This window comes from Hymenobacter telluris (assembly GCF_017313265.1).
Lineage (GTDB): Bacteria > Bacteroidota > Bacteroidia > Cytophagales > Hymenobacteraceae > Hymenobacter > Hymenobacter telluris.
The window spans coordinates 203,518-227,855 of sequence record NZ_JAFLQZ010000006.1 but is presented as its reverse complement, the minus strand read 5'-3'; the positions used below and the strand labels follow the sequence as shown (position 1 = coordinate 227,855).

The window sequence follows — 24,338 nt, the reverse complement described above, 5'->3', positions numbered from 1 at the left end:
GCTAAAACGGCGGCCTAATACTGCCCTACGCTCAGCATCACCAACGTGCAGCCTTCCACCGTCTCGATACCTTTGGAATGCGCTTTGGCAACCAATTCGTCGTTCTCAGTGCCGGGGTTGAAGATGATACGCTTAGGGTTCAGGTCCAAAATGTAGTCGTACCAAGTGGGCTGGTTTTGGGGCCCTACGTACAGCGTCACGGTATCCACCTCATCTGCCGAAGGCCGGTCGGTGTGAATGTCGAGGCCGGCCACCTGGCCCTTCCGGATGCCAACGGGCACCACTTCGTGCCCGTATTTCTGAAGCTGATGGACGGCCCGATAGGAATAGCGCGCCGGGTTGTCGCTGGCGCCGAGAACGAGAGTCTTTTTCATATAGCTAGTAGCTTTCAGCTGTTGGCTGTTAGCTTTTTTTGGGTGAATAAAACTTAATACGCAAATCGGGGTACCGCAGCTATCAGCTTACCGCCGCAAGCACGGCTTCTGCGCACCGCTCCCCGTCCATGGCCGCCGACACAATGCCGCCAGCGTAGCCCGCCCCTTCGCCGCAGGGAAACAAACCTCGTACCTCCGGGTGCTCCAGCGTGTCCCGGTCGCGGGGAATGCGGACGGGGGAGGAGGTCCGGCTTTCTACGCCTACAATTTGGGCGGCATTGGTGGCGTAGCCCGGTATTTTCTGCCCGAAGTTGCGGAAGCCCTGCCGTAGCCGCTCCGCCAAACCCGCGCCCAGTACTTCATCCATAGCTACGGGCACCAAGCCAGGCTGGTAGCTGGTTTCCAGCAACTCGCCTGATACTTTGTTTTTCAGAAAGTCGCCGAGGCGCTGGGCCGGGGCCAGTTGGGTGTTGCCGGCCAGGCGGCAGGCGCGCTGCTCGATTTGCTCTTGTAGGCGTAACCCCGCCAGCACCCCGTGCCGCCGCAGGTCCATGTCTTCCAGCTCAATGGCCGTTACGATGCCCGAGTTGGCAAACCGGGAGTCGCGGCGGCTGGGGCTCATGCCATTCACTACCACCTCGCCGGGTGCCGTGGCGGCGGGCACAATAAAGCCACCAGGGCACATGCAAAACGAAAATACACCCCGCTGCTTGCCCTGCCACTGCGTCTGGTGGACCAAGGAGTAAGACGCCGCCGGCAACGGCCCGCGCTCCGGCAGCCGGTATTGGGCCTGATCAATCAGCTGCTGCTGGTGCTCAACCCGCACGCCCAGCGCAAACGGTTTGGCCTCGATGAGTACGCCGCGCCGGTGCAACAGCTCATAGATGTCGCGGGCGGAGTGGCCGGTGGCCAGAATAACGGCATCGGCTTCCAGCGCCTCCCCCGAAGCCGTAATCACACCCCGCAAACGCTGGTTTTCCAGCACCAAGTCGGTTACGCGAGTATCGAAGCGCACCTCACCGCCGGCCTCCCGGATACTGTCGCGGAGGGCAGCTACCACCAATGGCAGCTTGTTGGTACCAATATGCGGGTGCGCATCCACCAGAATGTCGGGGGTGGCGCCGTGCTGCACCAGCAGGCGCAAAATGCGGCCGATGTCGCCGCGCTTGGTGGCGCGGGTGTACAGTTTGCCGTCGGAATACGTGCCCGCGCCGCCTTCCCCGAAGCAGTAGTTGGAATCGGGGTTGACGAGGTGCTCTTTATTGAGGGCGGCTAAGTCGCGGCGGCGGGTGCGCACGTCCTTGCCCCGTTCCAGCACTACCGGCCGAATACCCAACTCAATGGCCCGCAGCGCCGCAAATAGCCCGGCCGGCCCCGCCCCCACAATCAGCACCGAGCGCCGCGCCTTACTAACATCGGGGTACTGAAACCAGGGGCCGAACAGGTCGGCAGGGGGAGTGGTTGGGTAGATGTCGGCGCGCAGGCGTACCAGGGGCTGCCGGCCGCGGGCATCAATGGAGCGTTTGCGCAGATGCACAAAATCGGCCTCGCCGGGGGTAAGGCCCGCAGCGGCCAGCAGCGCGCGGTAGCGCGCAAATTCGTCGTAGGCTTCGGCTGGCGGCAGCAAAACCTCGATTTCTCGTTTGAAGTCAGACATGCAACAGGTGAAAGGTGGTTATCCTCTAAACCGGTGAAATAATGTGGTGTAATCTGGCTTTAAATGGCCAGGAAGGCGGTTTTCGTTCTCATATCGGACCAAGTAACACCATATAATTCGTATTTTGTTGTTGTTCCCGTTGTTCCCAAAATTCTATGGCTTCCGTCAAGTTGGTCCTGAAAGCAAAAGCGAACAAAGATGGCAAGTTTCCGATTGCCATTCGCATCATCAAGAGCCGTAAGGCTTCATTCATTCATCTGGGGCACTATGTAGCCCGCGAGGATTGGGATGAAGCCGCGCAGCGGGTGAGAGGTTCCCACCCCTCCGCCAAACGGCTAAACAACTTCCTGCTAAAAAAGCTCACCGAGGCGACGGATAAATCCCTGGAGGTGGAAAGCCAGCGCGAGGATGTGTCGGTGAAGGCCATCCGGCAGAAGATCAAGCCCAGCGCCGGGGTGACGTTTGTACCGCAGGCCGAGGCGTATCTAGCCATCCTGAAACAGGCGGGCAAATACAACCGGGTCGTCGCCGAACGAGTTCATTTGAACCGGCTCCTGAAATTCATAGGGCATGACGTGGCCTTCTCGGACATCACCACGGGGATGCTGGAACGGTTTCAGGCGTGGATGTCGGCCACCGGCACGATAGGAGAGCGGAGCGCATCGAACAGCCTGGCGTTTATCCGCGACGTGTATAGCCGCGCCATGCAGGCTGAGCTGGTCGATAGCAAGCTGTATCCGTTCGGCAAGGGCAAGACCGTGATCAAAGTGCCGTCAGCGGTCAAGGTTGGGCTGTCAGCCGATGAAGTCAAGAAAATGGAGCTGCACACCTTCGAGAATGAAAAGCACCAACACGCGGTCAATTTGTGGCTGTTCAGCTACTATAATGCAGGGATGCGGGTATCGGATGTGCTACGCCTGCGCTGGCAGGATATTCAGGACGGGCGGCTGCATTACGTGATGGGAAAGAACAACAAGGCCGGCTCGGTGAAGCTGCACGAAAAGGCGCTGTTCATCTTGGAGCAGTACGAGGCGGGCCGGACCAAGGACACGGACCATGTGTTCCCCGAGCTGCGCGGGCTGGAAGGGGCGAAGAAATACGAGGTGCAGCGTAAAATCTCTCACAAAGTCACGAAACTGGACGAACGGCTGGCCTTCGTGATCGGGCCGATGCTGGGGATTAAGAAGCGGTTGTCGATGCACCTTGCGCGCCACAGCTTCGCCCAGGTGGCGGGCGACAAGATCAATATCCGGGTGTTGCAGTCCTTATATAGGCATAGCAGCGTCAAGACGACAATCGGCTATCAGGGTAACTTCATCACGAAAGGCGCGGATGACGCGCTCGATGCGGTGCTGGGGGTGTGAACGACTTGCTCGGTACAACCATTTTGCTTCGTGAATATTTGCTGTATTTTAGCAATGTTTGAATTCAAGCCTCGTAGATCATGAGTCCTTACGATCAGGGAAGAAACAATCCGTTTGGAGCAGTGCCCCATGAATTTAATGTCTCTGCCAGGCTTGAGTATGAGCGCGGTCAAAGAGATGGAATGCCTACTGAGCCTGACCCCGATGCCGGTAAAGGCATTGTCGCCTTCTTTGAGTTTATATTCGAGTTTATAAAGGCCCCACCTTTTGAAAAACTGGTGTGGCTGCTGCTTATCGCCATTTCGTTTAATGGCTGTGCCGTTGGACTTACAAATTTTCACAAACAGGGTAACCAAGGCTTTGAGCGCTTTGGCTATTTAATGCTTGCTGGCTTGGTGCTGTTTTTTGTTTTCAGAAGAAGCCGCCACCGAGTAATTGTATTCGCCTTGGCCGTGCTATCGGTCGTTATCTGGGACTATAAAATAATCGCAGATGATGTAAAAAAGAATAACGAATTGCGGGCTCGGGGATATTGAGGCGCGGGGTTATGGGTAACAATCTTAACAACTGATGGCAGAGAGAAAGAAGTTTTCAGACACCGGCAAACAGATCATGCCTTGCGTGATAGCCAAGACGCGTCATGCGCTGGGGGTAACGATTAAAAGGCCGACGAATAAGAAGTATTGCCCCGAGGCATATTGGGGGCGGGTCGTTCACGAGATGGCCGCGCATCATGGGATTGAAGACCAAGCGAGAATTGATGGGGCAATCGGGAAATATGGCGAGTATATCGTGAAAAAAAGCTGATTAGCCTCCGCATCATTCTATAGCAAGCCCTCTTAATCGAGGGCTTTCTTTTTGCCTTTGCTACCGTGACGGGCTGCGCCCGCACATTTTAGTTTTCGGGGAGGGTAAGGCTTAGTCTTTTGGATTGGCAAGCTCTTCTGAAGCATCAATAGCCTTATTGAGTGATTCTTCATCTTCTTGTCTGAATCTGCGAATGCCTTTGTCTAAAGCCATATAGGCATTTATATGCCTGTTAAACTGCTTCATTGGGCTTGTAAAGCCAATAAAGGCTACTATAACCGCTGCTATGCCAGAAAAAAGTTTATTCGGTAATATGTATTCGGTTCCTAAAATAGTCACACTGGATATCGCGCCTAATGTGGAGAACAGAACCCCAAGAGTCCCAGCAATCCAATGAATAGCTTTCCACCTTCTGGCCCACTTCAACCAGAGATCCAATCTGCCTTGAGCAATCTGAAGCAGTGTCTTAACGGTATCTGTTTTACTCATAATGCAAGCTGATTTGTCCTAGTGGTTAAGATAATAAATATTTATATATAAAAATATATGTTGACATCGCAGGCCGTGGTGGCCTATTCTATTGTTACGGTCAATGTTGATCGTGATTAACAGGAGAATATGACGTGACCAGAATTACCAATGAGATGCGTGAGAGCATTACCAATAATGCCACACATAAGAGCTTTGCCGACCAAAACGATGGTATTAAACAAGAGGAAAATGACTTGGCATTAGAGCTTTACAAGTCGATTTTCACTCCCGACGAATTGAAACTTGCAAATAAGCTCGACAAAAGATGGTTTCATCAAGATGACTGCTTGCGCTTTAATTGCGGCGGTTATGACTTGACGCTTTGTGTCAAAATTGGTGTCCCTGTTCCTTATAATAAAGGATATTGCAGCCGTTTGGGCAATATCACCGGCGAACTGGCCGAGAAAGCCCAGGCGTTTGCTAATAAGAAAAATGACATTCGGGACGAGCAAAACAAGGCATACCGTGCTATCAAATCTTTGCTGTACAGTGTCAACACCATTAAGCAGCTAAAGAGTGTTTGGCCAGAGGGTGCAGAATTTTACGCCATGTATGACGAAGCAAGCGCCAAGTCAAAAGGTGGCGTTCCTGCCGTGCAGATTGATGAAATCAATAAGCTGCTGGGTCTGGGTGGTACTGAGTGACCAACGCCCCTGAAGAAATCGGAAAGGCGGTGCGCTCATTGGCGCATCGTCATTCCACCTATCAAGGAGAGCAGACTTGACCGATACCACTATCACGCCAGCTGAAGCAAAGGCATTACGGGAAAAGCTGAACCTGTCGCAGGAGGAAATGGCCGATGTCGTGCGCCTGAACGGCGGCCGGGCTATCCGAAAGCATGAAGCAGGCCAACATCCTATCTCTGGACCCCATACATTGTGCCTTGACTATATTATGGAATACGGCATATTGCCCAAAGAAACGATCAAGAAAAACCGCAAAATCCTGAAAAAACTTGTTGACAAACTAGGCCGTGACGGCCTATAGTAATTATATCAACAACAGGAGAACAACGATGACATGTACCACTTGCAACGATGATGGAGTTTACCGCGATGCCAGATACCGCCTTTGGGCATGCGATGACTGCGCACCCGCTGGAAATAAGCATTGGAGAGGCGGTATCACCACCAAGGAAGCCAACGCCTCGATCTTCGATGAAGAAACCAAGGACCGTGGCTATGACTTCTCCCGCGTCCTGACGATGCGCAACGTCATAAGCAAAATCGGCACATTCAGCGCCAATGCAATCGACCAAGTGCCGCCGTATGCCTCGGCTGGCGTGTTGGCGATGACGCGCTATGCTGTCAAGCAGCGCAGAAAGGCGGTGGCGTAATGGCCGAGAATTTAAAGCACACGCCTGGGCCTTGGTATATGGACAAGGCGCCCAAGAGCGGGCAAATGTGCGTGGTTTCTGATACTGCGTGGATTTGTGGTCAGATTGTCAATGACAAAGACCCGAAAACAAAGCAAGAATGCGAAGCCAACGCCCGCCTGATCGCCGCCGCGCCTGATTTGCTGGAGGCTTTGCAGTGGTATCAGATGTTTGAGGCAAAAGACGGAGAGGATAGCATAGATCGCTTTGAGCGCGTTGCTAGGGAATTTAGAAAGGCAACAGGCTACTTGAAGCCGGGTAAAGATTGTCGCACACATGACCCAGAAGAACGGCAAGCGGCATGGTCTAAATGGATAGATGAAGGAACCGACCGCGCCCGCGCCGTCATCGCCAAGGCCACAGGAGAAACCGCTTGACCGTTGACGACCTGGCCCAGGCCATCATGTACCTCAAGAACGAGGACGGCATCGCCGCCAAGGACGCTTTTGTGGGCACGGACGCGGCGATCAGCATCCTCATACAGGCGGCTGAAAACTTTCTCGACATCGCGCTCGACCAGGATTCCGTTGTGGTGCCATTGGTGGCCAGTCATCGCATGATTGATGCGGGCATCGTGGCGATGAACGACCCGCGGGTGGCCCACAACGATTTTATAAAGATGCATGTCATTTACAATACCATGGTGCTGAAGGTGCCGCGTGATGCACGAATGCCTAGCGACACCCCCGGCCCAGCGCCAACCATTTAAACAGGAGAGTAATGATTGCCCCAAAACAAAGCACAGGAAGAATTTTGCCAAAGCATCGCTGATATTTTGGTGCAGCAAATCCTGACGGATGGACGCCCGTTCATGTCGGGGTTTAAGGGGAGGCCGGGATTGCCCAAGAACGCCGTGACCGGCAAGCGCTACAACGGGGCGAACATCTTCGGCCTATGGGGCAGCCAGATCGAGCATGGCTGGGAGAGCAACGAGTTTGCCAGCTACAAACAGTTGGCCAGCGTCGGCAAACAGGTCAAGCGCGGCGAGAAGGGAACCAAGATTGCTTATTTCGACCGGCTGGCGGTGGAGGATGCCAAGACGGGCGACGAGAAGCTGATTCCGTTTCTGAAAGTGTCCACGGTGTTCAACCTGGAGCAAACCGAGGGTTACGAGCCGGTCATCGTGCCGCATGTGCCGCTGGGTGAGCGCATGGCGCAAGTCGAGCAGTACATCGCCAACACGGGCGCGGTGATCACGCAGGACGGCAACGGCCAGGCGTATTACAAGCCCTCGACGGACAGCATCCATTTGCCGGATGACGGTTGCTGGCTGTCTACCGATACGATGTCGCCTATCGAGCAGAAATATGCCGTAACGTTTCACGAGCTGGGTCATTGGACCGGGCATCCGACGCGGTGCGACCGTAACCTGAAAACCCGCTTTGCCGAGCGGGCCTATGCGACCGAGGAACTGATCGCGGAAACCTATTCCGCCGTCGCCTGTGCCAAGTTTGGGGTTACCCGCGAGGTAGACCCGAACCACGGGCGCTATATGGCGTCATGGTGCGGCCCGGCTGGGTTGATTGAGGTGCTGAAACACGACCCTAAGGCGATTATGCCGATTGCGTCTGCCGCTAGTGCGGCCCTGACCTACACCGATATGCTGAACGAGAAGGCCGAAATGCTGGAAATGATGCGTAATGCGGTCAATGGCCAGCTGACGTTGAGGTTGTGATGATCGCGATTAAACGCCCCGCCAACGACAACTGGCGCCCATTCATGCAAGCCCTTATCAACCGATTATTTGGAGAAACACCATGACCGAAAACCAGACGACCGAATTGTTGCCTTGCCCGTTTTGCGGCGGTGAATTGCGCTGGCTGGATAGCTGGGCGCGTTCATTTAACCCGCCCCGTAAATACCTAGAGATCCACCACGACAGCGAAGATTGCTTCATCCGAAAAGGTATTATTTTTTCGAGCGATGAAAAACGCGAGAAACTGCCAGAATTCATTCGCAAATGGAACACTCGCGCCCCATCGCTCGAACGCGCCGAGCCTGTGAGCGTGGGGGATGGTTCAGCACTTAAGCGATTAAATGAATTGGCCGGGACCGTCTGGTTTGACGAGTTCAACAAACATGACCAGCTAGGGCGATGGGTACTCGAAAACTTTGAGGAAATCGTTGCCGCCCTATCCCAACAGCAACCCCCGAAGCCCGATGCGGTTGATTTATATGATCATATAAATTCTTTGCAGATATTAATTGATAAATTCAACGACAAAGAAAACGGCGGATTGCCTAGGGTTTATATGTTCGCATGGCTGTCTGATGATGCGCCAAAACTTTTAACATCCCTCAAAGCCGCCCAAGCAGAGCAAGGGGGCGGGGAATGATCTTGTTTCAAACAATTCGATATTTTATATCGGCAGTTATTACTTTCCCGTTTTGGCTAGCAATGACGGCCTTTTATTTTCTGGGCGCTATTGTTTTTCATGGTCTGGAAAGACTAGGGGCTGGCCAAGATTTCCGCTGGAACCGTCTCAATCCAGTGAGGACATACCAGACCGTAAAAGAAAATGTTGAACGAGAACCAAACGCTTTCAACAGATGGACTGGGAAAAGAAAGAAGGCCGACAATGCTTAAAACCACCGTTTACGACGACGCGACGCACAAGATCGTGCCATTAACCCCTACAAGTGAACAATACACGGCTGGGAAGGAGGGGATTGAAGAATGTAAATCTATGGGTCTAAAAAGCCATGCTGCTTGGGCTTACACAGCAATGGTTCGTGCAGCCCCCGAACACCCGCAACAACCCGCGCCTGATGTTGACGCGTTGACAATTAAGATTGATCAAGAATTATATAAAATATTCTGTGATGATGGCGGGCCACCTTTTCATGCATTTGCTAAATGTAACACTGCCACGGTGCGAGCTATTATCGACCACCTTGCCGCCAATGGCTATCTATCCAAGCCAGCGCCGTTAGATGCTGAACGCGCGGCGGCTTTGGAATTGCGATTACTCGAAAACATTGCAGAAAAGATTGAGGATGGTCGCATCAATCATGGTCATGCCAAGCACGTTCGTAAATCCATCGAGACAATCCGCGCAGCCCTGACAACTGACCCGCGCCATGATCGCGAACAGGGGCTGGTCGAGGCTTTGCGGTTTTATGCAGAGGCCGAACACTGGAAAGCTGAAAAAACCAGAGGTTACGGCAAAGCGGTTTTTGACATGGGTATCATAGCCCGAAAATGTCTAGCCGAATACGAAGCCAGCAAAGGAGATGCGTGATGCTCATCGGCAGTTTGGGGGCCGCAAGTAGCGGGAAAAGCACGGGCATCCTCGGCCTGACCCATCAACTGAAAATGCAGAACGTTGCCTGTGAATATTTGCCCGAGGCGGCAAGGGTCGTCATCGACAAGCTGGGCTACCCTGATCAGGACTTAATCGCGCAGCTAGAGCAGGAGAACATCGACCGGGCCAAGGCGCACCCTGACCGGATATGGCTGTCGGACAGTGGTATTTTCCTGGGCCAGTTTTACGCCGGGCCGGTGTATGGGGGCGAGGACTACGATCTGATCGTGCATTTCGACCAGCAGTACAAGGCGGGGCCGGATAGCGGGCGACTGGCGATGCCGGACGAGCAGACCGAGAGCATCAGTCAGGCAATGGCGCTATGGGCGGACAATCAGCCGAACGTGGTCAAATACAGCCAGATGATGAAACCAGATTACGCGATGAAATTGCGGGCCTAGGAGGGCGAAGTGACGGAAGCAGAGAAGATTTTAAAAATGATCGAAACGGTGGCGCCGGATGATGTGGCGATGCTGGACGAGATTGATTGCCGCGTACGGTGCTACGTTATGGGCTGGGGATACGGTGCGATACACCTTAATGATTACTGGAATTCGCAACAGCAGGACCCGGCATATCATGCAGAAAACTATCCTCATTACACCCGCAGCCGTGACGCGCTGAAGGCTATTCGTCCAAAGGGGTGGTGGTTTTCGGTTTCAGGTTATGGCCAAACCTTTCATGCCGTGGCTACATGGTCGGGAAATCCTGAAGATGTTGTTTTGACCAGCGCCCGGACATTTGGATCGGGAAAAGCGAATAAAACCGAAGAACTGGCTGAACTGCACGTCATCATTCAAGCTACAGAGCGCGACCGTGCCCACAATCAAAAGCCTTAGCGCCAAGATCAAAGACAAAGCATGCCTGGCCGAGATTGGGCGGCGCCAGCTCACCAAGGCCCTGGCCGAAACCTATCTGCAACAGGCCTTCATCACCCCCAACCGCATAAACGCCTTGGCTTTCCGCAATGACGCCGGGGGCCATGAGATTTATCACCGCAACGCGGAGCTGCATCAGGAAAAGAGCGGCACCATCGGCCCGGCAGGCGTCCGAACGCTACCGGCCAGCCCCGGCGCCAGGAGCGTGGCCGTGTTCGTCTATGTCCATTTCTGGGATTTCCTGACGCGCTGCCATCTGTACGGCCTGCCGAAGCCGGAGGAAATGCACGTCATCACCAACGGGCAAACGAAAAATGCCGCCGACGCAATCCGCAACGAGCGGCGCACCGGCAGCATTTTGTTCTTCGGCAATGGCGTGGCAGAGCACGTTTTCATTGAGGCGCTGGACAGCGAGATCGACACCCAGGTGGCCGCAATCGAAGATCTGAGCGAAGCCTATATGGACCAGCCGGAGAGCGTGCGCCGGGCCATTAGGGCGCCGGAGTATCGGCCCGACCAGTCAGCGGCGCTCAGCGTTTCGATGCGGTTGCGCTATACATCGGGTTAGTGTCGGCCCGTTCCAGCAGAGTTTCGTCCAGGTAATACGGATTGCGCCCCATGATCACGGTCGGTTTCTGGTCAACCTGAATAATCATGCTTTCCGTACTGACGATGCGCACCTCGTCGGCGGTAAAGAGCTGGCGCTGGGTGGAGTGGGTCTGGCTATTCTCGCCCTCTGTGCGGGTCACTATGGTGCTGACGCCGATCGAGTGCGAGACGTAGTCCGCCGTGAAATTGTCCGACACGCCCAGGTAATGCTTGACCGCCGTGTTGGCGATAAAATTCTCCCAGTTGTCGCGGTAAAGGTTTTTCAGCTGGGGCAGCGATTGCAGAATCATCCACAAGGAAATATTGTAGCCGGCCGCCGCCGCCAGACCAAACTCCGAGATTTCGCGGAGCGGGCCGAGGCTGGGAAACTCATCCAGGATGAACGTGACGCGCCGGTTGTGATTGCGCATTACCGCCCGCATGGAAGTGGTCACTACCAGGCGCAGCCACTGCGAATGGCTTTTGAGCTTGTCGGCCGGGATGATGACGTACATCGTGGTTTTGCCCTCGCTCAGTTCGTTGACGTTGAAATTGGATTTCACCATGGAGCGTTGCAGGGCCGGGGATTTCAAAAAGTCGGTGTGTTGCAGCGCGGTTGCGATGATCGAGGCGAACATTTTGTCGTTGGCCATGGCGTTGCTCAGTTCGTTGCCGGTGACCTTCACGATCGGATTCTGGCTGTAGCGCATATCGGCCACCAGTTCCGCAAAGGCTTTATCGTCAAGTCGTAGATACCGCCACAAATCGATTAAGGTGCCTTTGTTGCTGTGAATGTGAATGATCAGGCCCGCAATAACCGATCGGGCGCGCTCGGTCCAGAATTTATCGTGTTCACCGGGATTGTCCGGGACAATCATTTCGGCAATCATCATCGCGTCGTCGCCCAGGTCGTCGCCCGGCTTGAGAATATCCAGAGGATTGTAGGTGGCTGGCGCATCGGTCTGCATATCCCAGGGGTCGAGAAGCAAGACGGTCTGGCCCTTTTCCTTTTGATACCGGGCGGTGATGGCGGCGTTTTCACCTTTCGGGTCGATGACGACAAACGAGCCGGTGTATGCCGATCGGTCCAGCAGCGCGGGGATGATCAGCTCAACGCCTTTGCCACCCCGGGTTTTGCCAAGGGTCATGATGTGGCCTTGGTCGCGGTAGGAGAGATAGCCGCCGACGCTTAAGCCGTTCGGTGTAAGGTAGTGCGCGATGTCGTCAACCTGGCTGAGGCGGGCCGAGCCGTAGCGGGATTCCTCCATGGCGTGCCGGATGAATTTCCTTTGCCAGAAGATGAAGCCCACAAACACGAGCGACGAGCCGACGATGTTAAATCCAATTATGGCCATCATGCTGCCGGTGTCCATGCTGCTGCCGTAGAACATGCCCATAAAGTTGCGAACCGCCACAATGCCGACGAGTAGCAGCAGCCAGCCGATGACGGCAAACATGACCATGCCGGCCAGCACAGGCGCGGGAAGTTCCACAAGGTCCGGGAGAAGGTTGCGCTTGGCGAGGAAGCGATTGTAGCCCCGGACATAGCCCCAGAGCGCCCCGGCCAGGGTGATGGGGGTAAGCAGGACGCCGATAAAGAATAATAGCGCTTTGGCGAGGCCTCCGGGGTTGGGTCGGTTCCGCAGGAGGGTGACGAGATGATCTGTAGTTATTTGTTGCATAAGTATTGGGGTTTGGAAGGAGCCTGGATTTTATATGTTTAAATCGTAATATCAAAGCCTGATTTCCAGGTACTTCGCTTCAATCGCCACCGAACGGGACTTTTCAGAATAGGCTGACGGTTGCACTAAATAGAGGGCACGGACGCTACGTCATATATCATCCCGGCGGCGCGGACGATTTCTGGCAAGGTGTGTTTTGACCCCCATCAAAACATTTTTATGTGTATGAATACCAGCTATTTTAACATAGAATAATATATGGCCCGCCCGCGCAAAAAAGATGACGAAAAAAGAACGCATATTTTTCACCTTGCCCTGAATAAAAGGGAAGAGGCGCGGCATGTTCGGCATGCCCGGCGCCTGAAGGTGACGCGTTCCGAGTACCTACAGGACCACATCAACAGCCCCGGTAGCCTGAAAATTGAACTGCATCAGATGCTGGACGAGGTGTCGTTGGCAGCTCAGGTGATCAAGGATTCCGACATCGACGCCTTCATCCGGGAGGAAGCGGCATTCTCCCTCAAGCGGGCTGCGCAACGGCTCTTAGAACTGCTGAGCCATGATCGTAAAATCTAACGCACGGGGCGGCAAGGGCTGGGCCAAGTATCTGCTGGAAAGCAAGGAGAATGACCGGGCCGAGGTGCTGGATATCCGCGGCGTCGTCTTTGATGATAATCTGCACTTGGCCATCGCGGAAATGTCCATAAGCGGCGGGCGCTACAGCAAGCCCTTTCTGGCGGCCAGCATAGACCCGGCCATCGGGGAGGACAAGACCATGACGCCCGAGCGCTGGATGCGCAGCATTGAAATTCTGGAAAAGAAACTGGGCATGGAGGGCCAGCCCCGGTTTGCGGTCCTGCACGAAAAGAAGGGGCGGACGCACATCCACGTCGGCTGGTCGCGCTACGACCGGGAAAAGGGAACACTACGTTCGGATAGCAATCTGCATCACAAATCGGTCGCCGCCAAGGAGGAAATGGAGATCGAATTCGGCCATACCCGAACCCCGAAATATTTTACGGAGAAAGCTCAAGGCCGCGTGGCCAAGACCCTGCTTGACTTGACGCGCCAAGAGAAAGCCGCAGATTTGTACGCTGATAATAAGGAAATTGTCGCTGACGCCGGAAAAAAGCCCGAGCCCGAACCGAGTTTGCGCCAGGAGAAATTTGACGCGGCAGCAGATGCGTTTGCCGAAAACAAGCCGGAGCTGACCGAGCGGGAGAGGATGATCGAGGAAATGTTGCTCAAGCTGGCGCGAGGTAAGGACAACCTCAGCCGGGAGCGGGATTAGCGCGTCAGGCGGTATATCCACACCTTGAGCAAGGGGCGATAGTCCTTGGTCGATTTCCAGCCTTTTTTCCATGTTGTGCTTGCGGCAAAGGATTTGGGCGTTAAGGAAGCTGTATTCGAGGTCGGGCCGGGTGATGTAGCTTTTGATATGGTCGATCTGTAACGGACCATGACACTTGCCGCCCTTCATGCATTTTCGACCATAATAATCGAACACGCGCTTGCGAAAGGCTTTCCACCGGGGATCGTGAAAGTTGCGGACGCGGGTCACCGCACCGTCAGCGGGTTTATGACGGCGATGCAGATGTCGATGACCTCAGATTGGCGCGTAGCATAGGCCGCCAGCGCCTTATCCCAGCGCGAGCCAGTGAGGTTAGGCTTGAGCGGATGGTCGCATTGGGCGGCCAGCTCCGGGTTAATGCGTGGTGCCACGGGGTGCTGGCAGCCGGTCAATAGCATTGCGGATAACAGCAGGCACAGGGCAGGCAGGCGGCGGGGCGGGGGATGGGTCACGCTCGATCTCCACGTAAAAAGGGGTGTACTCGGTTTTGACGCCGGAAATGGCGCTGACGGTAGCGATATCGTTCTTGGCGCTAGATAGGGTGATGGCGGTTTCGTTGGCGGCGCGCTCATCTTTTGCGCCTTGCCACTTGCCGACCACCCAGATCGGACCCCACATCAGGACGGCGGCAATGGTGACCCAGTAAATCCACGCCTTCATTGCACACCTTTCAGACACATATCCCGCTCAGCCGCACGGCGCGCAATCAAACCGTAGCATTTATTGGCGCGCTTGCGACAGTCTTTTCCGCCCGCCGTGTACCAGTTCATCATCGCCTGGCATCCGTCTTTCAGCCTGCCGGCATTGGTCAGTTTGAGCGCCTGGGAATTGCGGTAGCCGTTGATGCCGATGTTGTAGGCAAAGCTGGTGTGCGCCGCCAGCGTGGCAGGGGAGATGTCCAGCGTCACAGCGTTATCGACCTGGGTCATAAAATGCCCAACGCGGGAATGCGTCATCAGACGGCATGCTTCCTTGGTTTTCACATCGCCTGGCTTCACGCCCAGGGTTTCACCGTGGCATATAGTCCACACGCCCGCCACGTCGCGGTAAGCGGTCAGGCTTTCGCCTTCCTTGTCAACGATAAACGGGACGGCCAGCAACAACGCCGCGCCGAATATGGCAGCAACGGCCGGGCCGGGAGACTTTTTATTGGGTTTCTGGTCCACGACGAACAACCTCCTGAATAGCGCCCCAATGCATTAAAAGCCAGCCAACAATAGTGGATCCTAAGCCGCAGGCGGTCGCCATGATGCCAATAAACCATTTCCGGCGACGGTGACCTTCTTCGATGTTGGAAATGCGTTTTTCATGGTCAACAGTCGTAACCTTGACCTCCAGGTGGTCTTTGGTCAACTCTTTAATCTCGCTCTCAAACTGCGTCATACGGACAGTGCTGACTTTTTGGTCCTGCAAAATGGTAGCGACGTTGTCCTTGGTATCAGCAACCATTTGTGTATTGCGACCCAGGGTGTCGCTCATAGTGATGAGGAGCGCATACACGTCAGGTTGAGAACTGGTAGGCATCTAGACCGCTTCCTTCCACATCTTGCCGTAAATCCAGAAATTGGCTGAGGCATTGGAGATGGTGTTCGGCGCAATGGCCACGCCGTTTTTCCCGAAATAAATAAACGCCTCGCCCAGGCCCACGCTGGCCCCGGCATGGATGCACGACTTAGCGCACGTTTCATCCGGGGTGACCAGCAGCGCCCCAACCTTAGTAGCGGCAGGGTAGGTGATGCGGACATAGCCCGATGTGGAGCTGCCATTGACCACAGAAACGCTATCAATGTTCAGCGGCTGATGCCCGGCATCATTTAGAACCTGCCATACGCCGCCGACGTTGCGGATCGTGCCGAAGATTTCAAAGGTGTCCATTATGCGTACTCCGTCGCGGTGAATTTGCTGATTGCGGCATTGCCGAACAAGTCCATTTGTGAACCTCGATTGATATAAGCGTTGGTGCCGCTGGTTCCAATGCTAGCAATTCCATAGCGGAAGCGGAAGGTGATCGGGGTCAGCGAAGTGGTTACAATGGCCGGTGCCTCCGCCATAAAAGAAAATTGAAACGTTTGGTCGGACGGGTTGACCATGGCCGTGGCGATGGCATTTGCATCGTTGTTCATGTAGATCGAGCCGATCAATCCCTTGGTGCCATTCGTGCCCGAAACCGAGGCATAAAAGCGCGGTACGATCTTGCTGCCGATTTTCTTCGGTGTGATCGTCACCGCCATAAACTCGATGCCCTCGTTGCTTTGCGGGATTGTGTTGTCCAGCGGAATGATGGCAGTCGTGGTAGATTTGGCGAGATTTATCTCCTCGACCTGCTGTAAAACGGTTTGCGTAGTGGCTTGCAGGGCACTGTCGGCTTTTCCGCCTTGCGCGGCAGTAGCAAAGCGCGCGTCAGCTTCAGCTTTGCTAAAAGAGTTGCGCGAAAAAGCTGTAAACCACTCGTCGCCGTCGCAAGCCAAAAGGGCACTGCTGCCAGCGTCTAGGGTAAGATTTTCGGCCTCATTAATCGTTTCGGCGCCGTTCGGCTCGATAATGACAGCGGCTGTGCCAGCATTAATGATCGTGATGGCAAAGCCCTCTCCCGCCATATCTGCCGCCAAAAGATTTAGGCTGAGGCTGCCGGTACAGACCAGCACCGCTTGGTCATAGGATTCCGTAATGTTGGTGTTGGTCGAAATCGAAAAGACCTTGGAGGCAAAGCCTTGCGCGGAATCCCCTGCCACATTGTCGATGGTCAGCTGCAACACGTCGTTGGCGTCCAGCACCACGATTTTGTAATCGCCCTGACCCAGCCAGATATCGGCATAACCCCGGCTGTCCAGGATGACCGGGTTGAAATTGGCTGTATCGCCCGCGCTGTCTGTGTAGGTGTCCTTGAGCGTGGACGTGCCGGCAGCGTAGGCGAACACCTTGCCGCCAGCCAGCGGCTTGCCATTGGCGTCGAGAAAGCGGGCCTTGATGGCGGGGAGCAACTGGGTCATTCAATGTCCTTTGCGAACTTATTAGGCATTTTAAACCGTCCATCCTTGGAAATCAAGCGCGCCAGATTGTTGGCCTTGCGGGTTTGAACGGCGGTCGCGCCGCTGCGCGAGGCCATCGACACCGCCTGACCGGCCACTGCGCCCAGCGGACCGCCGGCAATCGAGCCACCGATCGGGAGCAGGCGGCTGCCAAACGTGCGCAGAATGTCAGCCGTCACGCCGCTTTCCGCCGCTTTTTTCACCAGGGCGCGCTCCTCTTTGGTGAAGCCACGCATGCGCTTATCGTTCAGATACAGGTTGCGAAACCCGGTTTTTAATGAGGTGGCGGGGTTGTCGGTCATCTCAGCGCGGGTGATGATTTTCTCGATGTCTCGGACCTTGGCCTGCTTGGACCACAAGCGGCGCCCCTCTTTCAAGGACTCGAAGCCTTCCCGACCACCCGCGATCTGCGTCTCGTCGGCGGCGTCGATCATGCCGCGGAACTCGCTTTGCAGGTCAAGCACTTTCTTGCCCTCCTTGGTCAAGCGCCCGTTTTCCATCAGGCCGTCGATAACATCGCCAAAGGTTTCGTCAATTTCCTGGGCTTCGGCCAAGCTCAATGGTTGATCACGCAGGCCCTGCAAGCGGTCGGCCAGTTGGGTTGATGTGCTTTCGCCCGCCACGATCTTACCAGCGGCCGTCTGGGGCTTGAGGGCCTGCGCCCCGTCGATAAAGCTGTTGGTAAATTCCGGCTTCAACGTTCCGCCCCGCTCGGCCGCAAACTGGTACGCCTTGTTCGCCTCGGTCTTGATGGCGTCGGCAGTCAGTAATTCGCCCGGGTTGAGCTCCTTGGCAACACTGTTTCGTGCCATGGCGCCACTTTTGACCACGGGTGCGAGGTTTGCTGCCGCTTCGGTAATGTTGCCCACCGCTGCGAGGTTTCGGACCGCACGCGGATTTTCTTGCGCGAAGGCGTCGAATTTCTGTTTGCCCTTGCTGGCGAGATCAGCGACGAACTGACCGGGCGCCGAATTGGCCACGGCCCGTCCCACGTTCTGGAAACCCTCTTTTACGATGGGCGCGGCGGTGGCGTCAAATAGGCTGGACACCACAGCGCCCGCCGTGTCATTGGCCAGGCCCGCGATCTGGCCGACCTGCTGCATACCGGTTTCAATACCCGTTTGACTATCCTTGGCATTCAGAATATCGGTCATGTTACCGGCACGCTTATCAAACGCCTGATCGACCTTATCCATAAAGCCGGGTTCGGCTGACTTGGCTGCGTCGGGGAATTTCTGCGCAATCATCCCCTTGATTTGCTCTTTGGGCATATCGTCGGGGAACGTCACGTTGGTTCCATCGGGCATTTTAACGACGGGCATTATTTAAAATATTCCGTGTAATCGACAGTAGCCGGGGCGGCAGGCGCATCGTCAGGGAAAGGCGAGGGTAGGCCGCGCTGACTGGCCAAGGTATTGGCCTGCCGTTTCAGGGCGCTCATTGCCGCCGTGATCTTGGCGTCCTTGACTTCCGAGCTGTCTTTTTCATCCGGCAGCATTTGAATGAAAGGCAAGGCGTCGCGGTCGGAGGTGGCACCGCTGCCCACAACCTTAAAGGTTTGTCTAATCATGTTCTCGGCGTTGGCCTTTTTGACGCTGAAAACGCCCTGTGCCTTAGCAGCGTCCGATTTGATGTTAGCCTTGTTGGAAAAGGTCGCCTTGAGGTCTTGCAACAGGCCGGACGGCGCGGCTTTGGATGCGTCACGCAACTGCTCGAAAGCGTCCAGCGTAACGCCGGTATTTTTCATTTTACCCAGCGCGCCAGCCTCAACCTTGGCATTTTCCTCAGCGCTGGCTTTCACCGCCGCCGTATTGATGCCAATGGTCGCATCCATTTCGGCCTTTTGACCAACCGGCGAGCTGGCAATGGATGGATCGACCCCGGCCATGACGTTCGCTTTGACCGGCACCCGTTCCAGTGCCGAAATAGGCGTGCCTTTGAAATCAGGCGGCGGGGTATTGGGATCAAATCCCAGCACGGGAGGTCCAGCTGCAACGCCACCCGTGCCTGGCACGTTGGGCAAGGGCGGCAATTCGCTGGCCTGAATTGGCGGAACACCCATAACGCCGCCCATGGTAGGGCCGGCAGCGAGGGTAGGGGTTGGTGGCTGCATCATCCCGCCCAGCGTATTACCGCCCATGCGGTCCAGCACCGAGGGGCGCGTGACCTGGTTGCCCAGCGGGTCGGTGTAAATCTGCTGGCGGGAGGCGTCGAACGCGCGGGCAAGACCCATTTCCTGCTCGGAAACCGGCATACCACTAGCCGCTTTGTAGAACGCGTTTTTAGCAATGTCGGCCAGATCAACTTGACCGGCCTTCTGTTGCGAGAGTTCTATTTGCGCCTGTTTAAAGGCGGCATCCTGTTCCAAGGCTGCACGACGTAGTTTGCGATCTTCTTGTTCGTCCGAGAAGTCCGCGTAACTTTTCAAAGCCATGATAATGTTGGGATTAGTCGGCATGATTAACTCCCATAAGGATTCCACTTGATCGGCTGTTGCGCCTGGTATTGACCGTACAGATTGCCGAAGATGCTGCCCATCGTAGCTCCCGCCTGATTGTTCAGATTGGCTTGTTGGATCGTCCCCGCTGCTTGGGTGTTGCCGATATTACCAAACATCCCAGAGACATTCTGCGCATAGTTTGCGCCCAGATTGGCTAGCGTGCCCGCCGCATTTTGACCTGCCGCCGACGTGCCAGAGAGCATGCCGAAAATGTTCTGTTTATTGGTTGTGTCGCGGGCAAAAGCGTTGTTGAACTCCTGCGAGGCCAAGCCGCTGTTGAAATCCAACGCGCCCTTGATGGCCGAGCCGCTGAGGAAATTGCCCCTTGCGGAATTGGCCCGGTCCAGCGCTGTCTCGCCTTGGGTTAACCGGAAATTATAACCCGGATCATCGGCCAAATCAGCCCCGGTAAACGGATCAAGCAAGCTGCCATATTCGCCCGGTGCAACGGTTGCGCCCGCTTTCTTGTTGGCGACATCGGAATTAATGCCCACCAAATCGAGGTTTTTCATCGTGTAGAACGACGGGCTGGCCCCCGCAACCTTGCCTTTAACAAGCGCACCGGTTGTCGGGTCCACCGTATAGTGCTGGCGTTCCGTACCCCATTCGGTTGTTCCGTTCACCGCCTCTTTATAGGCCGATAAAGGGTCGAACGTAGGCGCAACGCCTAGCAACTGGCCAAGGCGCATATTTGCCGCCGTGCCGGTATTCAGGTAAGGGGTGAGGTTTTTCTTGGCTTCGGCTTGCTGCTGATTGTAAAGCGCGATTGAATCCTGATCCGCCGCTACCAACTGGCCTTGAGCGTTCCGAACGGCGTTTTTACCCTCAATCAGGCCGCCAATAGCCGCCCCCGCAGGTCCGCCGAGCGCACCGCCAATAATACTACCAAGCCCCATTTTGCACCTTTGCAGTTAGTAGTCTGGGCGCACTGGCGCAAAGCGTGACATACTGATCGTAGTCTAAAAGATCAGGGCGCATTTTGCAAGCCGGTAATCGCGTCGAACACCCGTTGAAACCAGATGCGCCATTCCATTGACATCTCACCGTTTACGATGATCGGCACCGTCATCGGCGGGTTGGGCAAGACTGGATCAGCCATTGAAGCGCGCCCCCGTGATAATGACCTTGACCGGGTCGGAAACCGAGACCTCAAACGTGGCTTCGCGCTGGATGCCCAGCCGGCGCCAGATCACGCGGCGCAAGTAATCGCCCACCTTGCCCAGCTTGGCGCTATACTCGTTCGACCAGGTGTTGCCACCGTCTTTGGACAGGCGCAGCCACGCTTGCGGGTCCGGGCAGGCGGCGTTGCCGACACCGGGGTCGAAATCGACCTGCAACGAGGCAATTTTGAATCGCTTGCCCTCATTAAAAACATGCGAAAACACCCGGCTGCGACGAATCGGCTGGTCGTTGTCGGTATAAGTGTCTTGGTCGATGACGTAGATATTGCCGGAAAGCCGGTCGCCGGTCAGATTTTGGTTGAAGGCAAAGCAGTGAAAAACAGCCTGCCAGCGTTCATAATCACCATTGAACAGGAAAGCGCGCTCATGCCATAGCTGAGTGGCCGCGTCAAACACCAACGCGGTTTCCATGCCATTTCCGGTCAGGATATAGAATAGGTGCCCTTCCTGCTGGTAAGGAAAGCCGATTATGCCGGACAGGTCGCCAGCCAGCTCGATTACCTGGGCGAGCGCGTATTCGATGGCCTGAGTCGAGATGCGCAACGGCGTGACGCCGTTGGCCCGGAACACCATGCCTGAGCCGTGTTTATCCTGACCGAGCCAAAAGACGCTATTATCCAGCTTGGCCAAGCTGAATTTTGCCGCGGCGCCGGTCTCCATGCGCCCACCCGAGAGGCGCGCAAAAGGGAAGTCGGCCGAGCCGTTGTTGTACCAGATTTCGGTGGTGGAAACCCCGAACAGCATCAGTTGGCCCGCAACGGATTCCAGCGACACCAAGCCGTCCGGTGAACTTTCTGCCGTGGCAAAGTCCAGGGCATCCCAGCTCAGGCCATCGTAAATCTTGGAGATGTTGAAGCGACCCATGTTGTTGGGCGGCACGATGATGAAAAAGCCATCTTGAAAAATGACGTAATCGGCGCCGGGAAAGTCGGGGTCGGTGATTTTGGCCAGCGTGTTGTCGGCAAACTTGAAGATATACCCATCCGGCGAGGTGGCCAGCATCAGTTGTAAGCCGTTTTCTGCCATCGAAACCGGGCCATTGAACGTGCTCAGCATGCCGCGCACCACGGTAGTCTTGTCGGCCAAGATTTCATACAACTCATTGCCCGACACGCAGAACGTGCGGCCATTGCCGCAGGTGATCAGGCCGCGAATAGGCCCTTGCCCGGCAGTGGCAAACAGCTTGAGGCCCGGCGTGCCATACAGCGCGGCGACGTCCTTGGCTTTGCTTTCGGCCAGGATCGGAAACAGGTTAATGCAGCGCTCGGCGCTGAACGGGCGGGAACGCATCTTGTAGCTGGGACCGACGAGTCCGGCTTTCATTCAACCTGATCCGTGTAAATATTATAGCGGCCCGAGCGCTGCTTGACGGTTTCGGGCTGGCTGCGCAGAGCGGTAATTTTCAACTGGCCCTTAGCGTTTTGCGCGCCCAACAGCACCAGCTGGCTGGGCATGACATCATATTCTGGCGCCATTTCTATGGCCAGATTATAGCGCAGCGCGCGCGCCCAGCCGGGCGGCAGTAGGATTTCGCTATCCAGCGAGGCAAATTCTGTGATTGGCTTTTCCGACGACAAAATCAGCGTCGAAGCGCGATCGGGAACCGGGTTGACGCGAATGGTGCCGACCGGGTAAGCGTTGTCGAACGACAGGCGCGTTGGGTAAATGCTCGGCGTGGATTTATCGTAAATGCCGTTGTATTCCTCGTCCGAGATGATCCACAATTCCTGATCGAAACCCTGATAACGGACGTAGGCTTCGTGAATGACGGTCGGGCGCACCGTGTCGAACGTCAGGCCCGGGCCGATAGGATAGGCCGCAACATTGGGTTGCAGGGTGAATTCTTCAACCGTACGGCTGAAAATCAGCAGGCTTTCGTTGGACCAGGTGCCCAGCATATCATTCAAGGCAGAAAAGCCGTCCGCAGCCTCGTCGGCGGCCAATGCTTCACCCTTCTGGATAACACCCAGCAGGCGGGCAGCGCCGGTAATGAGGTCGCGGACGGTGGTCATGGGTTATTTTTTCTTCTTGGGGGCGACGGCGGTCGAAGCGGCGGCGTCCAGGCCCATGCGCGCCAAGCGGTCGCCGGCATCGCTGGTCTGATCTTCGCGCTCGCCCATGGCAATGCCCTCTTTGTTGGCATTGTGGATCTGCGCTTCCGTGGCCGCGACGTTATCGCGCTTGGTCGCTTCATCAGGCTCAGCAACTGCCTTTTCCAGCTCGGCGTTCAGAACCTCAAGACTGTTTTCGACGCCATCGCGGTCGCGGCCTTCGCGTTCTTCTTCTTGCAACAGGCCAGCAGGGCTGTCTTTCCAACCAACTTTCTTGGCGGCGGTCACGTCATCGGCGCTAACAAAGATGCGGGCGCCGTATTCGCGGTGGTATAGGTAGGCGGGTAATGTTTTGATCATGTATTCACTCCATCAGGGGAAAAATGAGAGGCCCGAAGGCCCCTCACGTTTTAAGATTAACCGGTCAGGCGGACCATGAAGTCGTCACGCACCACCGCCGAGCCATACAGCACGTCGAGGCGGCATGGCAGCGTATCATTGACCACATCGTACTGGCGCACGACGCGTACCGAGATGCCATCGACCGTTTCTTGGGCCGCGAAATCGACACCATCCGGCAGCATCAGCGGCAGGGTAATGAAGCGAACCGCGTCCTTGTGGAACAGCAGGTTTTGCGGGAACAGGCCGTTGGCGGCACCGGTTTGCAGGGTGATGGCAGCGTTATCGACTAAGGCAGCCGACACGTTTTGCTTCGGTGTGGTGGCGGCGATTGGTGGGTTGATGGCCAAGGTTGCGTTACCGCCACCGTCCGCCGTCACGTCAGCCGTGACCACAAACTGCTTGAGGTATGGATAGGCAACTTTGGTTTCCGGGTGTACCGCTTGCGCGCCGCTGATGGTGATGACCGTACCTGCCGTAATGGTTGCGCCCGGCGACCAGCCATCGGTGATCAGGGAGGCGCCGGACTGGCCCGCGCCGTTGATCAGTGGCGTACCGCCTTGCGTACCGTTCTTGTGGATCGGCAGCAAGTTATTGCGCATGAAGTGGAAGCCGTTCATGTCGCCCAGATAGCCGGATTTGTACTGCTTGGCGATCGCTTCCTGCGAGTTGAACAAGCCTTTCAGGCCATCCACCGTCTTGTTATTGGCAGCCGGGTTGATAAGGGCGAATCGCTCCTCGTCCATCGGCGCCAGGTTTTCATCCAGACGCTGCAAGGCATCACCATAGACGCCGAAAGTCGCAGGCGTGGTGCCCGGCGTACCGACGAAGTTGGCCACGCGCTTATAGGCTTTGGCCATCACGTCAGCCTCGATAGCCGACGCCAGAACCGCCATTTGCGGTTCCAGGACGCGCTTGGCCATCTGCTTGATACCGATTTCGGTGGCGATTTCAGCCGAGGTGAAACTGACATCGACGCCAACCTGGTTGTCAACCACCAGTGGGACGGTATCCTCTTGGAAGTCTTGCGGTGCCAGAACGCGGCCTTTGCGAACGCTGAATTGGGCAGGGCGGGCAATTTTGATGGTATCGCCAGGCTTATAGTCATCGCGCGTCCAAGGGGCGTTATCCTCGGTGCGGATGGCTTTCAAAAACTGCAACTTGTCGTGCAGGATAGAGTTGGCAACCTTGGAAATAATCGCGGCCGCCTGTTTGGAAGTAAGGGTTTGGTTTGCCACTCAGGGCCTCCATAGAGCAAGTGTTGTT

32 protein-coding genes are annotated in these 24,338 nt (G+C 55.7%); 16 read left to right on the top strand and 16 right to left on the bottom strand.

The features are described from left to right. Nucleotides 1–14: 14 nt before the first annotated feature. Together J0X19_RS11915 and J0X19_RS11910 are read right to left on the bottom strand one after the other, a co-directional pair. On the bottom strand, nucleotides 15–374 hold the full coding sequence (locus tag J0X19_RS11915; protein WP_206984582.1) for a CoA-binding protein: 360 nt from the start codon (nucleotides 372–374) through the stop codon (nucleotides 15–17). A gap of 82 nt (nucleotides 375–456) precedes the next feature. Beyond that, nucleotides 457–2,031 carry an NAD(P)/FAD-dependent oxidoreductase gene (locus tag J0X19_RS11910; protein ID WP_206984581.1) on the bottom strand — a complete coding sequence of 525 codons (1,575 nt, stop codon included), beginning with the start codon at nucleotides 2,029–2,031 and terminating at the stop codon, nucleotides 457–459. Nucleotides 2,032–2,186: 155 nt separating this feature from the next. Between J0X19_RS11910 and J0X19_RS11905 the strand changes: the two genes are divergently transcribed. The 3 genes from J0X19_RS11905 (at nucleotide 2,187) to J0X19_RS11895 (ending at nucleotide 4,202) form a co-directional block, all read left to right on the top strand. Continuing rightward, nucleotides 2,187–3,395 carry a site-specific integrase gene (locus tag J0X19_RS11905; protein WP_206984580.1) on the top strand — a complete coding sequence of 403 codons (1,209 nt, stop codon included), beginning with the start codon at nucleotides 2,187–2,189 and terminating at the stop codon, nucleotides 3,393–3,395. Between the two features lie 80 nt (nucleotides 3,396–3,475). Next, nucleotides 3,476–3,931 (top strand): hypothetical protein, encoded by a 456-nt coding sequence (locus J0X19_RS11900; RefSeq protein WP_206984579.1) that lies wholly within the window; start codon nucleotides 3,476–3,478, stop codon nucleotides 3,929–3,931. Nucleotides 3,932–3,965: 34 nt separating this feature from the next. Next, complete coding sequence (locus J0X19_RS11895) at nucleotides 3,966–4,202, top strand: hypothetical protein (protein WP_206984578.1); 237 nt, start codon at nucleotides 3,966–3,968, stop codon at nucleotides 4,200–4,202. A 111-nt stretch (nucleotides 4,203–4,313) separates the two neighbouring features. Here the strand turns inward: J0X19_RS11895 and J0X19_RS11890 are convergent, their stop codons facing one another. Next, entirely contained in the window at nucleotides 4,314–4,691 is a 378-nt protein-coding gene (locus J0X19_RS11890; RefSeq protein ID WP_206984577.1) for a hypothetical protein, read from the bottom strand. A gap of 134 nt (nucleotides 4,692–4,825) precedes the next feature. Here J0X19_RS11890 and J0X19_RS11885 point away from each other — a divergent pair, with 134 nt between their 5' ends. From J0X19_RS11885 to J0X19_RS11835, 11 genes are all read left to right on the top strand, one after another. After that, on the top strand, nucleotides 4,826–5,377 hold the full coding sequence (locus J0X19_RS11885; RefSeq protein ID WP_206984576.1) for an Nmad5 family putative nucleotide modification protein: 552 nt from the start codon (nucleotides 4,826–4,828) through the stop codon (nucleotides 5,375–5,377). A 76-nt stretch (nucleotides 5,378–5,453) separates the two neighbouring features. Further along, nucleotides 5,454–5,720 (top strand): helix-turn-helix domain-containing protein, encoded by a 267-nt coding sequence (locus J0X19_RS11880; RefSeq protein ID WP_206984575.1) that lies wholly within the window; start codon nucleotides 5,454–5,456, stop codon nucleotides 5,718–5,720. Further along, entirely contained in the window at nucleotides 5,707–6,069 is a 363-nt protein-coding gene (locus J0X19_RS11875) for a hypothetical protein (RefSeq protein ID WP_206984574.1), read from the top strand. Before J0X19_RS11880 ends, J0X19_RS11875 begins: the two co-directional genes overlap by 14 nt. After that, entirely contained in the window at nucleotides 6,069–6,485 is a 417-nt protein-coding gene (locus J0X19_RS11870) for a hypothetical protein (protein ID WP_206984573.1), read from the top strand. Before J0X19_RS11875 ends, J0X19_RS11870 begins: the two co-directional genes overlap by 1 nt. Next, nucleotides 6,482–6,817 carry a hypothetical protein gene (locus J0X19_RS11865; protein WP_206984572.1) on the top strand — a complete coding sequence of 112 codons (336 nt, stop codon included), beginning with the start codon at nucleotides 6,482–6,484 and terminating at the stop codon, nucleotides 6,815–6,817. Before J0X19_RS11870 ends, J0X19_RS11865 begins: the two co-directional genes overlap by 4 nt. 15 nt (nucleotides 6,818–6,832) lie before the next feature. After that, nucleotides 6,833–7,783 carry an ArdC family protein gene (locus J0X19_RS11860; protein WP_206984571.1) on the top strand — a complete coding sequence of 317 codons (951 nt, stop codon included), beginning with the start codon at nucleotides 6,833–6,835 and terminating at the stop codon, nucleotides 7,781–7,783. A gap of 82 nt (nucleotides 7,784–7,865) precedes the next feature. Next, complete coding sequence (locus J0X19_RS11855) at nucleotides 7,866–8,444, top strand: Lar family restriction alleviation protein (protein ID WP_206984570.1); 579 nt, start codon at nucleotides 7,866–7,868, stop codon at nucleotides 8,442–8,444. Nucleotides 8,445–8,627: 183 nt separating this feature from the next. After that, nucleotides 8,628–9,350: a hypothetical protein gene (locus tag J0X19_RS11850; RefSeq protein WP_206984569.1), complete on the top strand. Its 723-nt coding sequence runs from the start codon at nucleotides 8,628–8,630 to the stop codon at nucleotides 9,348–9,350. Beyond that, a complete protein-coding gene (locus tag J0X19_RS11845; RefSeq protein WP_206984568.1) occupies nucleotides 9,347–9,814 on the top strand; it encodes a P-loop NTPase family protein in 468 nt (155 codons plus the stop codon). Before J0X19_RS11850 ends, J0X19_RS11845 begins: the two co-directional genes overlap by 4 nt. A 9-nt stretch (nucleotides 9,815–9,823) precedes the next feature. Further along, complete coding sequence (locus tag J0X19_RS11840; RefSeq protein WP_206984567.1) at nucleotides 9,824–10,252, top strand: hypothetical protein; 429 nt, start codon at nucleotides 9,824–9,826, stop codon at nucleotides 10,250–10,252. Continuing rightward, the gene (locus J0X19_RS11835; RefSeq protein ID WP_206984566.1) at nucleotides 10,230–10,859 is read left to right on the top strand and encodes a hypothetical protein; all 630 of its coding nucleotides are present in this window, start codon (nucleotides 10,230–10,232) and stop codon (nucleotides 10,857–10,859) included. The genes J0X19_RS11840 and J0X19_RS11835 overlap by 23 nt, the downstream gene beginning before the upstream one ends. Here the strand turns inward: J0X19_RS11835 and J0X19_RS11830 are convergent. After that, nucleotides 10,822–12,561: a type IV secretory system conjugative DNA transfer family protein gene (locus tag J0X19_RS11830; protein ID WP_206984565.1), complete on the bottom strand. Its 1,740-nt coding sequence runs from the start codon at nucleotides 12,559–12,561 to the stop codon at nucleotides 10,822–10,824. The genes J0X19_RS11835 and J0X19_RS11830 overlap by 38 nt on opposite strands. Nucleotides 12,562–12,819: 258 nt before the next feature. Between J0X19_RS11830 and J0X19_RS11825 the strand changes: the two genes are divergently transcribed. Both J0X19_RS11825 and J0X19_RS11820 read left to right on the top strand, forming a co-directional pair. Further along, nucleotides 12,820–13,137 (top strand): hypothetical protein, encoded by a 318-nt coding sequence (locus J0X19_RS11825; RefSeq protein ID WP_206984564.1) that lies wholly within the window; start codon nucleotides 12,820–12,822, stop codon nucleotides 13,135–13,137. Beyond that, the gene (locus tag J0X19_RS11820) at nucleotides 13,121–13,852 is read left to right on the top strand and encodes a relaxase/mobilization nuclease domain-containing protein (RefSeq protein WP_206984563.1); all 732 of its coding nucleotides are present in this window, start codon (nucleotides 13,121–13,123) and stop codon (nucleotides 13,850–13,852) included. Before J0X19_RS11825 ends, J0X19_RS11820 begins: the two co-directional genes overlap by 17 nt. A 414-nt stretch (nucleotides 13,853–14,266) precedes the next feature. Here the strand turns inward: J0X19_RS11820 and J0X19_RS11815 are convergent, their stop codons facing one another. The 12 genes from J0X19_RS11815 to J0X19_RS11760 all read right to left on the bottom strand — a co-directional run bounded on the left by J0X19_RS11815 (nucleotide 14,267) and on the right by J0X19_RS11760 (nucleotide 24,310). Continuing rightward, entirely contained in the window at nucleotides 14,267–14,572 is a 306-nt protein-coding gene (locus tag J0X19_RS11815; RefSeq protein WP_206984562.1) for a hypothetical protein, read from the bottom strand. Then, nucleotides 14,569–15,078, bottom strand: a complete 510-nt coding sequence (locus J0X19_RS11810; RefSeq protein ID WP_206984561.1) for a lysozyme — start codon at nucleotides 15,076–15,078, stop codon at nucleotides 14,569–14,571. The genes J0X19_RS11815 and J0X19_RS11810 overlap by 4 nt, the downstream gene beginning before the upstream one ends. Beyond that, nucleotides 15,059–15,391, bottom strand: coding sequence for a hypothetical protein (locus tag J0X19_RS11805; protein WP_206984560.1), 333 nt, complete (start codon nucleotides 15,389–15,391; stop codon nucleotides 15,059–15,061). The genes J0X19_RS11810 and J0X19_RS11805 overlap by 20 nt, the downstream gene beginning before the upstream one ends. Nucleotides 15,392–15,436: 45 nt before the next feature. Next, nucleotides 15,437–15,787, bottom strand: coding sequence for a hypothetical protein (locus tag J0X19_RS11800; protein WP_206984559.1), 351 nt, complete (start codon nucleotides 15,785–15,787; stop codon nucleotides 15,437–15,439). After that, on the bottom strand, nucleotides 15,787–16,902 hold the full coding sequence (locus J0X19_RS11795; protein ID WP_206984558.1) for a hypothetical protein: 1,116 nt from the start codon (nucleotides 16,900–16,902) through the stop codon (nucleotides 15,787–15,789). The genes J0X19_RS11800 and J0X19_RS11795 overlap by 1 nt, the downstream gene beginning before the upstream one ends. Continuing rightward, nucleotides 16,899–18,248: a hypothetical protein gene (locus J0X19_RS11790; RefSeq protein WP_206984557.1), complete on the bottom strand. Its 1,350-nt coding sequence runs from the start codon at nucleotides 18,246–18,248 to the stop codon at nucleotides 16,899–16,901. Before J0X19_RS11790 ends, J0X19_RS11795 begins: the two co-directional genes overlap by 4 nt. A gap of 14 nt (nucleotides 18,249–18,262) precedes the next feature. Continuing rightward, nucleotides 18,263–19,399: a hypothetical protein gene (locus tag J0X19_RS11785; protein WP_206984556.1), complete on the bottom strand. Its 1,137-nt coding sequence runs from the start codon at nucleotides 19,397–19,399 to the stop codon at nucleotides 18,263–18,265. 2 nt (nucleotides 19,400–19,401) lie between these two features. After that, nucleotides 19,402–20,337, bottom strand: a complete 936-nt coding sequence (locus J0X19_RS11780; RefSeq protein WP_206984555.1) for a hypothetical protein — start codon at nucleotides 20,335–20,337, stop codon at nucleotides 19,402–19,404. 195 nt (nucleotides 20,338–20,532) lie between these two features. Beyond that, nucleotides 20,533–21,945, bottom strand: a complete 1,413-nt coding sequence (locus J0X19_RS11775; protein WP_206984554.1) for a packaged DNA stabilization protein — start codon at nucleotides 21,943–21,945, stop codon at nucleotides 20,533–20,535. Continuing rightward, nucleotides 21,942–22,634 carry a hypothetical protein gene (locus J0X19_RS11770; protein ID WP_206984553.1) on the bottom strand — a complete coding sequence of 231 codons (693 nt, stop codon included), beginning with the start codon at nucleotides 22,632–22,634 and terminating at the stop codon, nucleotides 21,942–21,944. Before J0X19_RS11770 ends, J0X19_RS11775 begins: the two co-directional genes overlap by 4 nt. Nucleotides 22,635–22,637: 3 nt before the next feature. Further along, nucleotides 22,638–23,033, bottom strand: coding sequence for a hypothetical protein (locus tag J0X19_RS11765; RefSeq protein ID WP_206984552.1), 396 nt, complete (start codon nucleotides 23,031–23,033; stop codon nucleotides 22,638–22,640). 56 nt (nucleotides 23,034–23,089) lie between these two features. Next, a complete protein-coding gene (locus tag J0X19_RS11760) occupies nucleotides 23,090–24,310 on the bottom strand; it encodes a P22 phage major capsid protein family protein (RefSeq protein WP_206984551.1) in 1,221 nt (406 codons plus the stop codon). Nucleotides 24,311–24,338: the final 28 nt, after the last annotated feature.

Bases quoted from the DNA above. Each gene is read 5' to 3' on its own strand.
- J0X19_RS11915 (WP_206984582.1), bottom strand. From the start codon at position 374: ATGAAAAAGACTCTCGTTCTCGGCGCCAGCGACAACCCGGCGCGCTAT.
- J0X19_RS11910 (WP_206984581.1), bottom strand. From the start codon at position 2,031: ATGTCTGACTTCAAACGAGAAATCGAGGTTTTGCTGCCGCCAGCCGAA.
- J0X19_RS11905 (WP_206984580.1), top strand. From the start codon at position 2,187: ATGGCTTCCGTCAAGTTGGTCCTGAAAGCAAAAGCGAACAAAGATGGC.
- J0X19_RS11900 (WP_206984579.1), top strand. From the start codon at position 3,476: ATGAGTCCTTACGATCAGGGAAGAAACAATCCGTTTGGAGCAGTGCCC.
- J0X19_RS11895 (WP_206984578.1), top strand. From the start codon at position 3,966: ATGGCAGAGAGAAAGAAGTTTTCAGACACCGGCAAACAGATCATGCCT.
- J0X19_RS11890 (WP_206984577.1), bottom strand. From the start codon at position 4,691: ATGAGTAAAACAGATACCGTTAAGACACTGCTTCAGATTGCTCAAGGC.
- J0X19_RS11870 (WP_206984573.1), top strand. From the start codon at position 6,069: ATGGCCGAGAATTTAAAGCACACGCCTGGGCCTTGGTATATGGACAAG.
- J0X19_RS11855 (WP_206984570.1), top strand. From the start codon at position 7,866: ATGACCGAAAACCAGACGACCGAATTGTTGCCTTGCCCGTTTTGCGGC.
- J0X19_RS11850 (WP_206984569.1), top strand. From the start codon at position 8,628: ATGTTGAACGAGAACCAAACGCTTTCAACAGATGGACTGGGAAAAGAA.
- J0X19_RS11830 (WP_206984565.1), bottom strand. From the start codon at position 12,561: ATGCAACAAATAACTACAGATCATCTCGTCACCCTCCTGCGGAACCGA.
- J0X19_RS11825 (WP_206984564.1), top strand. From the start codon at position 12,820: ATGGCCCGCCCGCGCAAAAAAGATGACGAAAAAAGAACGCATATTTTT.
- J0X19_RS11820 (WP_206984563.1), top strand. From the start codon at position 13,121: ATGATCGTAAAATCTAACGCACGGGGCGGCAAGGGCTGGGCCAAGTAT.
- J0X19_RS11815 (WP_206984562.1), bottom strand. From the start codon at position 14,572: ATGAAGGCGTGGATTTACTGGGTCACCATTGCCGCCGTCCTGATGTGG.
- J0X19_RS11805 (WP_206984560.1), bottom strand. From the start codon at position 15,391: ATGAGCGACACCCTGGGTCGCAATACACAAATGGTTGCTGATACCAAG.
- J0X19_RS11800 (WP_206984559.1), bottom strand. From the start codon at position 15,787: ATGGACACCTTTGAAATCTTCGGCACGATCCGCAACGTCGGCGGCGTA.
- J0X19_RS11795 (WP_206984558.1), bottom strand. From the start codon at position 16,902: ATGACCCAGTTGCTCCCCGCCATCAAGGCCCGCTTTCTCGACGCCAAT.
- J0X19_RS11790 (WP_206984557.1), bottom strand. From the start codon at position 18,248: ATGCCCGATGGAACCAACGTGACGTTCCCCGACGATATGCCCAAAGAG.
- J0X19_RS11785 (WP_206984556.1), bottom strand. From the start codon at position 19,399: ATGCCGACTAATCCCAACATTATCATGGCTTTGAAAAGTTACGCGGAC.
- J0X19_RS11780 (WP_206984555.1), bottom strand. From the start codon at position 20,337: ATGGGGCTTGGTAGTATTATTGGCGGTGCGCTCGGCGGACCTGCGGGG.
- J0X19_RS11775 (WP_206984554.1), bottom strand. From the start codon at position 21,945: ATGAAAGCCGGACTCGTCGGTCCCAGCTACAAGATGCGTTCCCGCCCG.
- J0X19_RS11770 (WP_206984553.1), bottom strand. From the start codon at position 22,634: ATGACCACCGTCCGCGACCTCATTACCGGCGCTGCCCGCCTGCTGGGT.
- J0X19_RS11765 (WP_206984552.1), bottom strand. From the start codon at position 23,033: ATGATCAAAACATTACCCGCCTACCTATACCACCGCGAATACGGCGCC.